A 14,083-nucleotide genomic window follows, 5' to 3' on the forward strand; every position below is an offset into this window, starting at 1 on the left:
TTTTTATACAAATATACTTCTGGTTTTGTAAATATAATCTCGAAATAAAAAATTATATTTGATTGAAAATCATAGTTATATATCGTTATGAAGAATGTTTTAATACCCTATAATTTTTCAGAAGCAGCTATTAATGCTTTAAATTACACAAAACAACTGTTTAAAGGTGTTGAGGTAACCATTTATTTATTAGATGTGTATATAAGTCAACCTTCAGAATTATTGAGCGACGAAGAAAATGAAAAATGGTTTAATGAAATGGATAATGAAATTGAAGATGAATTAAAGTATTTAATTGAAGTTTTAAGAAGAGAGAATACTAGTTTTAATTACGAGTATGTTGTAGAGTCAAATTCATTAACAAAGGCAGTTACTAAAACAATTGAAGAAAAGAATATTGATGTAGTAATTGCGGGTACAAAAGGCGCAAAAAGTTTGGCAGAAACATTTATTGGTACAAATACCATGAAAATGATTAATGTAGTTAATAAATGTTCAATACTTGTGGTTCCTATGAATTACAAGTATAAACCATTACATCAAATTGTGTTTTCAACAAACTATAAAAGATTGTTTACAGCAAAAGAATTACAGTTTTTAATTAATTTAAGCACAATTAAGAAATGTATGTTGGAAGTTGTAAGCTTATCTGAAGAGAACTTTTTATCTGAGAATCAACAAAGGAATAAGGTAAAATTAAGAGAGTTATTACAAGATGTAAATGTTACGTATAAAAAAATTGATTGGGAAGGCTCTGAAACGTTAACAGTTGAAAAACATATTGAAGAAACAGAAAGTGAGTTGTTGGTTTTAATAAACCATAAGTACAATTTTTTTAATCGTTTATTGGAAGAAAATGTAATAAAAAAATCGGCATTTAACAGTAAAATCCCTATATTGATATTACCAGAAATAGCTTAATTATGAAATTTACTGAAGGATTCTATAAAAGTATAGCTAATTTATTTTATGCAGTTTCTATGGCAGATAAAAACATGACTGTAGAAGAAAAAAAGAGTATTGTTAAAAGAGTAGAAAAAAACTGGTCTGCATCAGAAAATAAATCAGATAGCGAGTTGATATATGAAACGTTAAGAGAACTTATAAAAGAAAAAGCAACATCAGAAACAGCTTATGAAAGCTTTAAAGAGTATTACTTAGTGCATAAAGAAGAATTCTCAAAAAAAGTAATTCACGATTTATTAGCAGCGTCACATGAGATTTCTAGCTCTTATGCGAGAAAAAATAAATCAGAACTCATAATTTTAGCCAGACTTTACAAATTATTTAATCTCGTATAATTAAACAGATGACAAGGTTTATAACCAAGCAAAAAAACACTAAAAATGTAATTCCAGGAAGCCCAGTTTTTGTAGGAAATCAAAAAGAAGAGAATACAAGGATACGATTAATAGGATATGATGAAAATGAACTTGAAGAAATAGAGCTAGAAACTATAGATGAACTTGAAAATTATATAAATAAATACAAGAGACTTTGGCTTAATATTGATGGTTTACATGATGTTGAATTAGTAGGAAAGGTTGGTGAATTTTTTGATATTCATACACTTGTTCTTGAAGATATTGTAAATACCGATCAGAGACCTAGAGTAGATATAGAGGAACATTACATTTTTACAAGTATTAAAATGTTGTTTTTAAATAAAGAAAAGCATCAATTAGAAGCAGAACAAATATCTATGTATTTATTGAAAAATGTGCTGATTACTTTTCAAGAAAAACAAGGTGATATTTTTGAGTCAGTAAGAGAGAGGTTACGTCATAAAAAAGGAAGAGTACGAAATTATAGTGTAACATATTTAAAGTATTGTTTATTAGATGTAATTGTAGATAATTACAATTTTTTAATGGAAACTTTTGGTGAGAAAGTTGAATTCTTAGAAGATAAAATTTTACTACAACCTAATAAAAATACATTACAAGAAATTAATAAATACAAAATAGAACTTAATTATTTTAGAAAAGCAATACGACCAGCTCGTGAGGCAATAAATAGTTTTAGAGCATTAAAAACAGAATTAATAACAAAAAAAGAACAACCTTTTTTTAATGATTTGAATGATTTGGTTCAACGAAGTTATGATTCAGTTGAAAACTATAAGAGCATGTTGAGTGAGCAACTTACAGTATACTCAACAAACGTAAACAATCGTTTGAATGATATTATGAAAATACTAACGATATTTTCGGTAGTATTCATTCCCATTACCTTTATAGCGGGTATTTATGGTACAAACTTTGAATATATTCCTGAGCTTACGTATCGTAGTGGATACTTTGTAATGTGGGGAGTAATTTTGTTCACTGTAATGGTAATGTTAGGGTATTTTAAATACAAAAAATGGTTTTAAGGATTGTTTAAGTTTTTGAAAATTAAATTTTTGTATCTTTGTGGCGTAAAATGAAAAAAGCATTTGGTAAAATAGCATCTATTTTAATGTCTTTTGTAGTGTTGTTATCTACAATGTCATTTACCGTTAATAGTCACTTTTGTGGAGACATGTTAGTGGGTACAAGCTATTTTGTAAAGGCTGAATCTTGTGGAATGGAAATGAAGCAGGAATCAAAACCTGAAGAATGTTCAGTAATTAAGAAAAATTGCTGTCAAGATGTTGCGTCTGTAGTTGAAGGACAAGATAATTTAAAGCTTACTTCTTTTGACCAACTGTCTTTTGACCAACAAGTTTTTATAGCTTCATTTTACTACAGCTATATTAATTTATTTGAAGGAATTCATAATAAAGTAATTCCTTTTAAAGATTATACACCTCCACTGGTCATCAAGGATATTCATGTACTTGATGAAGTATATTTAATATGATTTTTAAACAATAACTATTCGTCCTTTTGAAAATTTCAATTGGATGATTTGTCGTACTCGATGTTTTTAACATCAATGTTTAATTGTTTAAAATCATTTTTATATGCTAAATAAAAGCATCAAATTTTTAATAGAAAACAAACTGGTAGCAGTTATATTACTCGTTTTATTTGTAGGATGGGGAACTGTAAATGCACCATTTAATTTAGATACGGGTTTTTTACCAAGCAAACCTGTAGCTGTTGATGCAATTCCAGATATCGGAGAAAATCAACAAATTGTTTTCACAAAGTGGGATGGGCAATCACCACAAGATATAGAAGACCAAATAACCTACCCTTTAACAACATCTTTATTAGGAATTTCAGGGGTAAAAACCATCCGTAGTTCTTCTATGTTTGGACTTTCAAGTATTTATGTCATTTTTGAAGAAGGAGTAGATTTTTATTGGAGTCGTTCTCGAATTCTTGAAAAGTTAAACTCATTACCAAGTAATTTACTACCAGAAGGAGTAAGTCCTTCATTAGGACCAGATGCCACTGGATTGGGGCAGATTTTTTGGTATACACTTGAAGGCCGTGATGAAGATGGTAATGTCACTGGAGGTTGGGATTTACATGAATTACGTAGTGTACAAGACTACTATGTAAAATATGCACTTTCGTCTGCAAATGGCGTGTCTGAAGTAAGTTCTATAGGTGGATATGTTCAAGAATATCAAATAGACGTAAAACCAGAGTTAATGCGTCAATACAATATCAGTTTACAGCAAATTGTAGCAGCAGTAAAGCAAAGTAATCAAGATATTGGAGCACAAACGATAGAAATAAATCAAGCAGAATACCTAGTTCGTGGTTTAGGATATGTAAAGTCAATAGCAGATATTGAAAATGCTGTAGTAACTGCTAAAAATTATACTTCAATACGAGTAAAAGACATTGCAAAAGTATCGTTAGGAGCAGAACCTCGTAGAGGTATCTTAGATAAAGAAGGAGCTGAGGTAGTAGGAGGTGTAGTAGTAGCTCGTTATGGGGCAAATCCCTTAGAAGTAATTACCAATGTAAAGGAGAAGATTAAAGAACTAAGTGCAGGTTTACCAAGTAAAGAGTTAAAAGATGGTAGAACCTCTCAATTAACCATTGTTCCGTTTTACGATCGTACAGAGTTAATTCATGAAACTCTAGATACGTTGAACGAAGCTCTTACGCTAGAAATATTGATAACGATTTTGGTAATCGTAGTGATGGTTTTTAATTTACGAGCTTCTGTACTAATCTCAGGATTATTACCCGTGGCAGTATTGATGGTTTTCATAGCAATGAAAGCCTTTGGAGTTGATGCAAACATCGTAGCCTTATCAGGAATTGCTATTGCTATTGGAACAATGGTAGATGTCGGGGTTATACTCTCCGAAAATATTATAAGTCACTTAGAGAGAGATAAGAACAAATTACCGATAAATACATTAGTTTACAATGCGACAGCTGAAGTTTCAGGAGCAATTGTAACAGCGGTAATGACAACTATTATTAGTTTTATTCCTGTATTTACGATGATTGGTGCAGAAGGAAAACTATTCCGCCCACTAGCATTCACCAAAACTTTTGCTTTAATAGCAGCGATTGTGGTAGCGCTGTTTTTAATACCACCATTTGCAGCCGTATTATTCAAGAAAAAAGAGCTGACAAAAAACTTTAAATATATTGTAAATGGAGTTTTAATCGCTTTAGGTATTACAGCTATTTTTTACGGGTATTGGTTAGGAACTGTATTGGTATCTTTTGGAGCTGTACAAGTTTGGAGTAATTACTCAGGAAAAACAACAACTCATGTTTCGTTTTCTAATTACAATTTTACACTGCCAGTAAATACCATTAATATCATTATATCTGCATTAGCAATTGTTGGTTTGTTGGCGGAATATTGGAGGCCTTTAGGAGTTGATAAAAGTATTGTTACCAATCTTTTATTTGTAGCACTTGTTTGTTTCGGCCTGTTAGGTTTTTTTAGTTTACTTCAAAAATATTACAATCAGATATTACAATGGGCATTGAATAACAAACTTCTGTTTTTAACAATTCCGCTAACAGTATTAACTTGTGGATTCTTAATTTTTAAAAATACAGGAAAAGAGTTTATGCCTTCGTTAAATGAAGGGTCATTTTTATTGATGCCGACCTCTATGCCACATTCAGGAGTAGAAGAAAACAAGCGGGTATTGCAACAACTAGACATGGCAGTTGCTAATATTCCAGAAATAGGAACGGTTGTGGGTAAAGCAGGAAGAACAGATTCAGCATTAGATCCAGCTCCTTTATCAATGTATGAGAATGTGATTAACTACAAGCCAGAGTATGCGTTAAATTCTGATGGAGAACGTCAACGTTATCGAGTGAATGAAGAAGGGTTGTTTATGTTGAAAAATGGCAAAGCGGTTGCAAATCCAAATATGACAGATAAGATTTCAGAAATTACTTTCTATGAAGTTTCTTCAAATGAATTAATAGAAGATGAAGACGGAGAGTTTTATCGTAATTGGAGACCAAATATTAAGTCTCCTAATGATATTTGGAACGAAATAGTAAAAGTAACTAAGTTACCTGGAGTAACATCTGCACCTAAGCTACAACCTATCGAAACTCGATTGGTAATGTTACAAACAGGAATGCGTGCTCCTATGGGAATAAAAGTAAAAGGACAAGATTTAAAACAAATTGAAGCTTTTGGAGTAGAACTTGAAGGAGTTTTAAAAGAGATTGAGGGAGTTAAAAAAGAGGCTGTTTTTGCGGATAGAATTGTAGGTAAGCCTTATTTGTTGATTGATATTAACAGAGAAAAATTAGCACGCTACGGAATAGCTATTCAAACGGTACAAGATGTATTAAAAGTAGCAGTAGGAGGTATGCAATTATCGCAAACGGTAGAAGGAAGAGAGCGTTATGGAATTCGAGTTCGTTACCCAAGAGAATTACGCTCTAGTCCAACGGATTTAGAAAACATTTATGTACCAGTAGCCAAAGGAGCTCCAATTCCGTTGAGTGAATTAGCAACGATTCGTTATGAGCAAGGACCTCAAGTGATTAAGAGTGAAGATACTTTTTTAATCGGGTATGTGTTGTTTGATAAGTTAGATGGTTTTGCAGAAGTAAATGTGGTAGAAACAGCTCAAAAATCAATTCAACAAAAAATAGACTCAGGAGAGCTAACTGTTCCTAAAGGAATATCATATCAATTTACAGGAACCTACGAAAATCAATTAAGAGCAGAAAAAACGCTATCGGTAGTAGTACCACTAGCATTGATGATAATCTTTTTAATATTGTATTTTCAGTTCCGTTCTGTAGCTACTTCGTTAATGGTGTTTACTGGAATTACAGTAGCTTTTGCAGGAGGGTTTATTATGATGTGGTTATACGGACAAGATTGGTTCCTGAATTTTAGTGTATTTGGAGAAAACTTACGAGAACTATTTCAAATGCATCCAATTAACTTGAGTGTTGCTGTTTGGGTAGGATTTATTGCATTGTTCGGAATTGCAACCGATGATGGTGTGGTAATGGCTACTTACTTAACACAAACATTTAATAGAGATAAACCTCAAACAATCGAAGCCATTCGAGCATCTGCATTGCACGGAGGAAATAAGCGTATTAGAGCATGCTTAATGACAACGGCAACAACAATTTTAGCCTTGTTGCCAGTATTAACTTCAACAGGAAGAGGTAGTGATATTATGATACCAATGGCAATTCCTGCTTTTGGAGGAATGATTATAGATGTTACTTCATACTTTATAGTACCTGTATTATACAGTTGGAGGGAAGAATTTTTATTAAAAAGAAAAACGAAAAGAGATGAGTTTTAAAATAAATAATAAAAAAGTAACCTTATTTCTGGCTTCTATGTTTTTTACTTTTACAACACAAGGGCAAGACCTACAGGAATATATTAAAATTGCCTTAGAAAACAATCCAGAAGTACAACAGTTTGATATTAAGTATAAGCGTATTTCAGAGAAAAAAGAAGAGGTAAATACATTGCCTAATACAGAGTTTGGAGCAGGATATTTTGTAAGCGAGCCAGAAACGCGTACAGGTCCACAACAATTTAAACTTTCGGTAAAACAAATGATTCCATTTTTTGGAACCATAACAGCACGAGAAAACTATGTGTCTTCATTAGCAGATGCAGCTTATCAAGATATTATAGTAGTAAAACGTAAACTAGCAACATCAGTAGCGCAGTCGTATTACAAGCTTTATGAAGTTAAAGCAAAACAAAAAGTATTAGACGAAAATATTGCGTTACTTCAAACGTATGAAAAGTTAGCGTTAACTTCTGTTGAAGTAGGAAAAGCTTCTGCAGTAGATGTGTTGAGGTTACAAATAAGGCAAAATGAGTTAGCACAACAAAAAGAAGTATTGCAGGAAACTTTTTTAGGAATGCAGAAAGCATTTAATAAATTATTAAATCAAGATGTTAATACATTAATTTCAGTAATTGATAGTTTGAATATTCCGAAAGAAGCTGATAAAATACAACCAAGTACCTTAAAGTTACATCCAGAATTAGTGAAGTTTGATAAGTTGTATACTTCTATAGAAAAGTCTGAATTCTTAAACCAAAAAGATAAACAACCAATGATTGGTTTTGGGCTGGATTATGTGAATGTTGGTAAACGTACAGATATGAACGTAGTAGATAATGGAAAAGATATTGTAATGCCTATGGTGTCGTTATCAATACCTATTTTTAATAAAAAAAATAAATCTATAAGCAAGCAAAACAAGTTACAGCAAGAGGAAATTTTATCACAAAAAGAACAACGATATAATACGTTAGAGTCTGTATTATACAGAGCTGTTTCGGATAGAAATGCATCTGTAATTAGTTACCGAACACAACTTGAAAATTTAGAGCAAGCTAAAAATGCCGAACAAATTTTGGTGAAAAGTTACGAGACTGGAACCATAGATTTTAACGATGTGTTAGATATTCAAGAGTTACAATTAAAGTTTCAAACAAATATGATTGTATCAGAAGTAACTTATTACACACAAAGTACCATTATTAATTATTTGATTCAATAAATACAGTAAGATGGTAAATAGGCATACATCATTAAAAATTAGAAAAATACATAGATACTTAGGGTTATTTTTAGGAATTCAATTCTTAATGTGGACGATAAGTGGATTGTATTTCAGTTGGACAAATATTGATGAAATTCATGGCGATCATTTAAAAAAAGCTGAATTAAAACCTAAAGCGTTTAATAACTTAATTAGTCCGTCAGAACTTAATATTTCTGAAGGAATTAGAACTATTGAGTTAAGAGATGTTAATAATGTTCCGCATTATTGGGTGAATAAAAAGAGTTTATATAATGCTTTAAATGGAAACTTAAAAGAAAGTATTACAAAAGAAGAAGCATTACATATAGCTAAAAACTATATGAAAAGCAACCTTGAAGTAGCTTCAATAGAACAGGTAAACGACGTAGGAGAGCATCATGAATATAGAGGAAAACTACTCCCAGCTTATGTTATAACATATAAAGCTAAAGGAGGTATTAAAGCTTATGTGTCTGTTAATGACGGAAAATTTCAAACGGTAAGACACCAGAGTTGGCGTTGGTTTGATTTTTTATGGATGACTCATACAATGGACTATGAAAGCAGAGATAATTTTAATACCACTGTTTTGAGGGTGTTTTCATTATTAGGTTTAATAACAGTATTAAGTGGTTTTTTATTATGGTATATCACATCTCCCTCTATTAGAAAACTAGTAAAAAAGAAAAACAAATAACAATGAAAAAATATATAATATACATAGTAATTTTAATTGCTGGCTTATTCATGGGGTGGCTATTTTTTGGAGATTCTTCAAGCAATGAGGAGACGCATGATCATACTACAGCAGAAAAAGGTAAGATGTGGACATGTTCTATGCATCCACAAATTATGCAACCTGAACCAGGAGATTGTCCTATTTGTGGAATGGATTTAATCCCTGCGGAAGCAGGAGCTGAAGGACTATCTGCAAATCAGTTTAAATTGACTAAAAATGCAATGGCATTGGCTAATGTACAAACGACTGTGATTGGTAATGCTATAAGTACAGATAATACAATTACATTATCTGGAAAAATAGCAGAAAACGAAAAATCAAATGCGGTGCAGGTAAGCTATTTTGCAGGAAGGATAGAACGTTTGAACGTGAATTTTACAGGAGAAAAAATAAGAAAAGGTCAGTTGTTGGCAACGGTATACTCTCCAGAACTGGTAAAAGCACAACAAGAATTATTAACAGCAGCGTCAGTAAAAGAAAATCAGCCAGCATTGTATAAAGCAGTTAGAAATAAACTGAAATTATGGAAGCTTTCTGAAAATCAAATCAATCAGATAGAAGAGACAGGAAAAGTTAAAGAAAACTTTCCTGTGTATGCTACGGTTTCTGGTACAGTATCTGAAAAACTAGTTGAACAAGGAGATTATGTAAGTCAGGGACAAGCATTGTTAAAAATAGCTAATTTGAATTCAGTATGGGCAAACTTTGATGTATATGAAAATCAAATCAGTAATTTTAAAGTAGGTCAAGACATATCAATAACCACCAATGCGTACTCTAATGAAACTTTTAAAGCAAAAGTTTCGTTTATTGATCCCGTGTTAAATCAAGAAACTCGTACGGTAACTATGCGTGCTGTTCTTAATAATAGTAAAGGGAAGTTTAAACCAGCTATGTTTGTTACAGGGAAAGTGGAGGCTACAGAAAAACAAACAGAACAACAATTAAATATCCCTGCAACAGCAGTTTTATGGACAGGAAAGCGTTCGGTTGTATATGTAAAGCCTGAGGCAAGTAAACCTGTTTTTGAAATGCGAGAAGTGGTGTTAGGAGGAAGAGCAGGGGACAACTATCAAGTAGAAAAAGGATTGAAAGCTGGAGAAGAGATTGTGACTAATGGAGTGTTCACAATAGATGCATCAGCACAATTACAAGGAAAGAAGTCAATGATGAACCACACAAAAGAAATTATGGAATCTTTTAGTACTCCTAAAGAGTTTAAAGAGCAATTACAAAAAGCCTATGAAGCTTATATAGACTTAAAAGATGCTTTAGTAAAAACTAATGCAGATGTAGCCAAAACAAGTGCAGAAAATCTACAAAAAGACTTATTGTCAGTTGATATGAAGTTGTTAACCAATGAAGAAGCACATAAACAGTGGATGCAGTTAATCCCTGCGCTAAAATCAAGTAACGAAGAAATTGCAAAAGCTACAGATGTAGCTATACAACGAAAGCACTTTAAAGTGTTGTCAGAGCATTTTATTATGGCAGTTCAGTCTTTCGGAATAAATGAGGTGACTTATAAACAATACTGTCCTATGGCTGATAGTGACAAAGGAGCTTATTGGTTAAGTAAAGAAAAACAAGTGTTAAATCCGTATTTTGGTGATATGATGTTAAAATGCGGTGAAGTAAAAGAAACAATTAATAATAATTAAATATCAATTCAAAATGAAAAGAGTAATCTTAGGGGTAGCTATGTTGGCTACTATTGGTTTAGTAAGTTGTAAAAACGAAGCTAAAAAAGAAACAGAAACAAAAGAAGTACAAACAGAACAAACTACTACTAAAGAAGTAGCAATGACTGATGCAACTTTTGGAGTAAGAGGTAACTGTGGAATGTGTAAAAACACAATTGAAAAGGCAGTAAATGGTGTTGATGGAGTAGCATCAGCAGATTGGGATAAATTAAGAAAGCAAATCAACGTATCGTTTGATGATTCTAAGACTAATTTAGATGCTATTCATAACGCAATTGCAGCATCTGGTTACGATACTGATAAAGTAGCTAGTAGTGAAGAAGCTTATGGAAACTTACCAGGATGTTGTCAATACGATCACAATATGGAAATGAGTTTAAAAGGTGATGTAAAAGCAGACGAAACGTCTAATCACTAATTATAAAAAAAGTGTAACGATATAAGCTTCGTTACACTTTTTTTGTTGTTTTAATTATTACAACTAAACAGCCAGCGTATTCCATATTCATCGGTTATACTTCCAAATAACATACCCCAATAATTTCTTTTTAATGGAAGAGATATTGTTTTCTTCTTTGAAAAACTTGAATAGTACTGTCTTATTTTAGTTTCATCATTGCTTTTTAGAAGAATAGAAACAGTGTTTCCTTGTAATAATTTATCTTCATCAAACAAATCAGTACCCATTAATAACATGTTTTCTTTTTTAAGAAAAGCCTGTACAATGTGCTTTTTATAATTGTAGGGAAGTCCCCTGGTTTTAGGGGAGTCTTCTAAGGTTTGAAAATATAATTCGCCACCCAAACAATTTTGGTAAAAAAGCATCGCTTCTCTACAATTACCATTAAATGTAAGATACGTTATTAGTTGACTCATTATTATCTTTTACAAACTTTCAGTGTATTTTTTAAAATTATCTAAAATAGCTTGCCATCCCTCTTTTTGCATTTCAATAGAGTTTTGAGTTTCGGCATCAAAAACTGTTATAACTTCCGTATAACCTTCTTTTGGTGTAAAGTTTGTTTTTGCCTTTCTACCATCACCCATGGTATAAGCAATACATTTAAGAGGTGTCACTTCATCATAAGTACCAGTAAAATCGAAACTAAAACTTCCATCTTTAGCTTCCATTCTTGATAAGAATTTTCCTCCAACTTTTAAATCGTTTTCAGCTTTAGTTGTATGCCAATCTTCAGATGCCGTATTCCATGTTTTTATATGCTTTGGAGTTGTCCATATATCCCATACTTTGTTAGGAGTTCCTTTAATTGTTGTTTTAACTGTTATTTGTTCCATGATTTTAAGGTGTTAATGTTAATACTACAAAGATGAGGTTAGTTTAAAGTTTTGTTTGGGTGGTATAACGGCGTTTTTAAGGGCTAATTACGTCAATTTCTTATATTTGTTTAATGAAGAACGTTTCTATACTTGTCCCAGAGTCGGCTGTAATAGAGTCTGTTGCTGATCCTCAATACATGTTTTCGGCTGCTAATAATTTTTTAATTTCTAATAATCAAGACCCTCTATTTAAGGTAAACCTTGTAGGAAGTAAAAAGGAGATAAGGTTTAATGGTGGTATGTTTTCTGTGCATACAAATAAGCTGTTAGAAGAGGTAACTCAAACAGATCTTATTATAATACCAGCCCTTTTTGGAGATATGAAAACTGCAGTAGAACTTAATAAAGAAGCTGTTCCTTGGATTGTAAAGCATTACGAAAAAGGAACTGAAGTAGCTTCCTTATGTGTTGGTGCATTTTTATTAGCTTCAACAGGAATTTTAGATGGAAAAAAATGCTCTACTCATTGGGCTTTTTACAATGAGTTTCAAGAAACGTATCCTAATGTTGAGGTAGTAGACGGTAGTGTTATTACAGAAGAAAACGGAGTTTATTCTAGTGGAGGAGCAAACTCATATTGGAATTTATTGTTATACCTTTTAGAAAAATATACAGATAGAGACACGGCAATTTTAGCATCTAAATATTTTGCGATAGATATTGATAGAGATAGCCAATCAGCATTTACAATGTTCACAGGACAAAAAAATCATAATGACTTAGAGGTTATAAAAGTACAAGAATATATAGAAGTAAATTATAAAGACAAAATTACTGTAGATGATATGGCAAGTTTAGTAGCTGTTAGTAGAAGAAGTTTTGAAAGGCGTTTTAAACAAGCTACTAATAACACCATTATCCAATATCATCAGCGTGTAAAAGTTGAAGCTGCTAAAAGGCACTTTGAAAGTACTAGAAAAAACATTACAGAAGTAATGTACGATGTAGGATACACAGACACAAAAGCTTTTAGAAATGTTTTTAAAAAAATTACTGGATTAACACCTATTGAGTATAGAAATAAATATAGTAAGGGCGTTTAAGTCTTTAAAGTATCCTTTTTTTGTTTGTATGTTGTTGGTTGTCAGTTGTGTATTTTTTATTTTTTCTGTTTTAAATTTGTGCAGTCAAATAACTTCACTTATTTTAGCAGCTAAATAACTGCGTAATGAAATTAAGAAGAGATGTTTTTCAAGCCATTGCAGACCCAACTCGTAGAGCTATTATTTCTTTAGTAGCCCTTCAAGCAATGACGCCATCTACAATAGCCAATAATTTTGAATATTCTAGACAAACAATTTCTAAACACATACAAATACTATCAGAATGTGATATTCTAAAACAGGAACAAAAGGGTAGAGAGATATACTATCATTTAAACCCTGAAGGAATGAAAGAGATAGCGGCTTTTATAGAGCCTTTCAGGAAGTTTTGGGATGAACGTTATAATAAATTAGAATCTGTTATGAAGAATTATAAACCTAAAAAATAAACTATGGAACAGAAAACTAAAGTTGTGGCAGAAACAGGAAAACAAGATATTATAATAACACGAATGTTTGATTTGCCTATAGAACATTTGTTTATGGCGTATGTTGAACCTGAAATTATTGAGCAATGGATGGGAACAAAGGTTTTAAAAATTGAAAGTAAAACAAATGGAAATTATCAGTTTGAAACAACAGATCCAGTAGGGAACAAACATTTGTTAAGAGGAGTTATTCATGAAATTATCCCTCAGAACAAAATTGTTAGAACTTTTGAAATGGTAAGCATGTCTTTCGGTGTACAATTAGAAACGTTGGTGTTTGAAAAGTTAACAAACAATAGTAGTAAGTTAACTAAGAAAGTAGTTTATCAATCTGTTAAAGATAGAGATGAAAACCTAAAACTTCCGTTTAAGCAAGGAATTAATTGGGCGCATCAACGATTAGAAGAAGTTGTAAGTAAATTATTAAAAGTATGAGAGTAAAGAATATTACATACTGGGTGTTAACAATATTTCTCTCAATAGGAATGTTAGCAGGAGGTATTCAGCAGATGTTGCAAATTGGTGGATATAATGACATCGTTAAACCTTTAGGCTATCCATTATATGTACTAAGTATTTTAGGAGTATGGAAAATACTAGGAGTAATTGTTATTCTAGCTCCTAAGCTAACCTTGTTAAAAGAATGGGCATATGCAGGCTTTTTCTTTGCTATGTCAGGAGCTGTAATTTCTCATATCTCGGTAGGACAAAATTTTATTGAAGCAATGCCTGCTTCAATATTATTAGTGATTGTCGTTTTATCTTGGTATTTAAGACCAGATAGTAGAAAAATTAAAAGAATTATAAAGTAAGT

15 protein-coding genes are annotated in these 14,083 nt (G+C 31.7%); 13 read left to right on the plus strand and 2 right to left on the minus strand.

The annotated features are described in order from the left end of the window. Positions 1–87 precede the first annotated feature (87 nt). From ACTPNM_RS05585 to ACTPNM_RS05625, 9 genes are all read left to right on the plus strand, one after another. Complete coding sequence (locus ACTPNM_RS05585; RefSeq protein ID WP_440120948.1) at positions 88–921, plus strand: universal stress protein; 834 nt, start codon at positions 88–90, stop codon at positions 919–921. 2 nt (positions 922–923) lie between these two features. Further along, positions 924–1,301, plus strand: a complete 378-nt coding sequence (locus ACTPNM_RS05590) for a hypothetical protein (RefSeq protein WP_274639295.1) — start codon at positions 924–926, stop codon at positions 1,299–1,301. A gap of 8 nt (positions 1,302–1,309) precedes the next feature. After that, on the plus strand, positions 1,310–2,374 hold the full coding sequence (gene corA, locus ACTPNM_RS05595; RefSeq protein WP_440120949.1) for a magnesium/cobalt transporter CorA: 1,065 nt from the start codon (positions 1,310–1,312) through the stop codon (positions 2,372–2,374). A gap of 50 nt (positions 2,375–2,424) precedes the next feature. Continuing rightward, positions 2,425–2,844 (plus strand): HYC_CC_PP family protein, encoded by a 420-nt coding sequence (locus ACTPNM_RS05600; protein ID WP_274639297.1) that lies wholly within the window; start codon positions 2,425–2,427, stop codon positions 2,842–2,844. Positions 2,845–2,947: 103 nt separating this feature from the next. After that, a complete protein-coding gene (locus tag ACTPNM_RS05605; protein ID WP_440120950.1) occupies positions 2,948–6,709 on the plus strand; it encodes an efflux RND transporter permease subunit in 3,762 nt (1,253 codons plus the stop codon). Next, the gene (locus ACTPNM_RS05610) at positions 6,699–7,934 is read left to right on the plus strand and encodes a TolC family protein (RefSeq protein WP_440120951.1); all 1,236 of its coding nucleotides are present in this window, start codon (positions 6,699–6,701) and stop codon (positions 7,932–7,934) included. The genes ACTPNM_RS05605 and ACTPNM_RS05610 overlap by 11 nt, the downstream gene beginning before the upstream one ends. Positions 7,935–7,944: 10 nt before the next feature. Then, positions 7,945–8,655 carry a PepSY domain-containing protein gene (locus ACTPNM_RS05615; protein WP_440120952.1) on the plus strand — a complete coding sequence of 237 codons (711 nt, stop codon included), beginning with the start codon at positions 7,945–7,947 and terminating at the stop codon, positions 8,653–8,655. A gap of 2 nt (positions 8,656–8,657) precedes the next feature. Then, positions 8,658–10,358: an efflux RND transporter periplasmic adaptor subunit gene (locus tag ACTPNM_RS05620; RefSeq protein ID WP_440120953.1), complete on the plus strand. Its 1,701-nt coding sequence runs from the start codon at positions 8,658–8,660 to the stop codon at positions 10,356–10,358. 13 nt (positions 10,359–10,371) lie between these two features. Next, positions 10,372–10,818, plus strand: coding sequence for a heavy-metal-associated domain-containing protein (locus ACTPNM_RS05625; protein WP_440120954.1), 447 nt, complete (start codon positions 10,372–10,374; stop codon positions 10,816–10,818). A 50-nt stretch (positions 10,819–10,868) separates the two neighbouring features. Here the strand turns inward: ACTPNM_RS05625 and ACTPNM_RS05630 are convergent, their stop codons facing one another. Together ACTPNM_RS05630 and ACTPNM_RS05635 are read right to left on the minus strand one after the other, a co-directional pair. Continuing rightward, positions 10,869–11,276 (minus strand): VOC family protein, encoded by a 408-nt coding sequence (locus tag ACTPNM_RS05630; protein WP_440120955.1) that lies wholly within the window; start codon positions 11,274–11,276, stop codon positions 10,869–10,871. A 9-nt stretch (positions 11,277–11,285) separates the two neighbouring features. Further along, a complete protein-coding gene (locus ACTPNM_RS05635) occupies positions 11,286–11,696 on the minus strand; it encodes an SRPBCC family protein (protein WP_440120956.1) in 411 nt (136 codons plus the stop codon). A 113-nt stretch (positions 11,697–11,809) separates the two neighbouring features. Here ACTPNM_RS05635 and ACTPNM_RS05640 point away from each other — a divergent pair, with 113 nt between their 5' ends. From ACTPNM_RS05640 to ACTPNM_RS05655, 4 genes are all read left to right on the plus strand, one after another. After that, positions 11,810–12,781 (plus strand): GlxA family transcriptional regulator, encoded by a 972-nt coding sequence (locus tag ACTPNM_RS05640; RefSeq protein WP_440120957.1) that lies wholly within the window; start codon positions 11,810–11,812, stop codon positions 12,779–12,781. 125 nt (positions 12,782–12,906) lie between these two features. Then, entirely contained in the window at positions 12,907–13,230 is a 324-nt protein-coding gene (locus ACTPNM_RS05645; RefSeq protein ID WP_440120958.1) for an ArsR/SmtB family transcription factor, read from the plus strand. A gap of 3 nt (positions 13,231–13,233) precedes the next feature. Then, positions 13,234–13,704, plus strand: coding sequence for an SRPBCC domain-containing protein (locus ACTPNM_RS05650; protein ID WP_440120959.1), 471 nt, complete (start codon positions 13,234–13,236; stop codon positions 13,702–13,704). Continuing rightward, positions 13,701–14,081 carry a DoxX family protein gene (locus ACTPNM_RS05655; protein WP_440120960.1) on the plus strand — a complete coding sequence of 127 codons (381 nt, stop codon included), beginning with the start codon at positions 13,701–13,703 and terminating at the stop codon, positions 14,079–14,081. Before ACTPNM_RS05650 ends, ACTPNM_RS05655 begins: the two co-directional genes overlap by 4 nt. Positions 14,082–14,083: the final 2 nt, after the last annotated feature.

Source organism: Tenacibaculum sp. Ill, assembly GCF_051938915.1.
Lineage (GTDB): Bacteria > Bacteroidota > Bacteroidia > Flavobacteriales > Flavobacteriaceae > Polaribacter > Polaribacter larymnensis.

Excerpts from the sequence above, each read along its gene's own strand:
- ACTPNM_RS05630 (WP_440120955.1), bottom strand. The coding sequence starts at position 11,276 with ATGAGTCAACTAATAACGTATCTTACATTTAATGGTAATTGTAGAGAA.
- ACTPNM_RS05600 (WP_274639297.1), top strand. The coding sequence starts at position 2,425 with ATGAAAAAAGCATTTGGTAAAATAGCATCTATTTTAATGTCTTTTGTA.
- ACTPNM_RS05620 (WP_440120953.1), top strand. The coding sequence starts at position 8,658 with ATGAAAAAATATATAATATACATAGTAATTTTAATTGCTGGCTTATTC.
- corA (WP_440120949.1), top strand. The coding sequence starts at position 1,310 with ATGACAAGGTTTATAACCAAGCAAAAAAACACTAAAAATGTAATTCCA.
- ACTPNM_RS05645 (WP_440120958.1), top strand. The coding sequence starts at position 12,907 with ATGAAATTAAGAAGAGATGTTTTTCAAGCCATTGCAGACCCAACTCGT.
- ACTPNM_RS05585 (WP_440120948.1), top strand. The coding sequence starts at position 88 with ATGAAGAATGTTTTAATACCCTATAATTTTTCAGAAGCAGCTATTAAT.
- ACTPNM_RS05590 (WP_274639295.1), top strand. The coding sequence starts at position 924 with ATGAAATTTACTGAAGGATTCTATAAAAGTATAGCTAATTTATTTTAT.
- ACTPNM_RS05650 (WP_440120959.1), top strand. The coding sequence starts at position 13,234 with ATGGAACAGAAAACTAAAGTTGTGGCAGAAACAGGAAAACAAGATATT.
- ACTPNM_RS05615 (WP_440120952.1), top strand. The coding sequence starts at position 7,945 with ATGGTAAATAGGCATACATCATTAAAAATTAGAAAAATACATAGATAC.
- ACTPNM_RS05610 (WP_440120951.1), top strand. The coding sequence starts at position 6,699 with ATGAGTTTTAAAATAAATAATAAAAAAGTAACCTTATTTCTGGCTTCT.
- ACTPNM_RS05605 (WP_440120950.1), top strand. The coding sequence starts at position 2,948 with ATGCTAAATAAAAGCATCAAATTTTTAATAGAAAACAAACTGGTAGCA.
- ACTPNM_RS05625 (WP_440120954.1), top strand. The coding sequence starts at position 10,372 with ATGAAAAGAGTAATCTTAGGGGTAGCTATGTTGGCTACTATTGGTTTA.
- ACTPNM_RS05655 (WP_440120960.1), top strand. The coding sequence starts at position 13,701 with ATGAGAGTAAAGAATATTACATACTGGGTGTTAACAATATTTCTCTCA.
- ACTPNM_RS05635 (WP_440120956.1), bottom strand. The coding sequence starts at position 11,696 with ATGGAACAAATAACAGTTAAAACAACAATTAAAGGAACTCCTAACAAA.
- ACTPNM_RS05640 (WP_440120957.1), top strand. The coding sequence starts at position 11,810 with ATGAAGAACGTTTCTATACTTGTCCCAGAGTCGGCTGTAATAGAGTCT.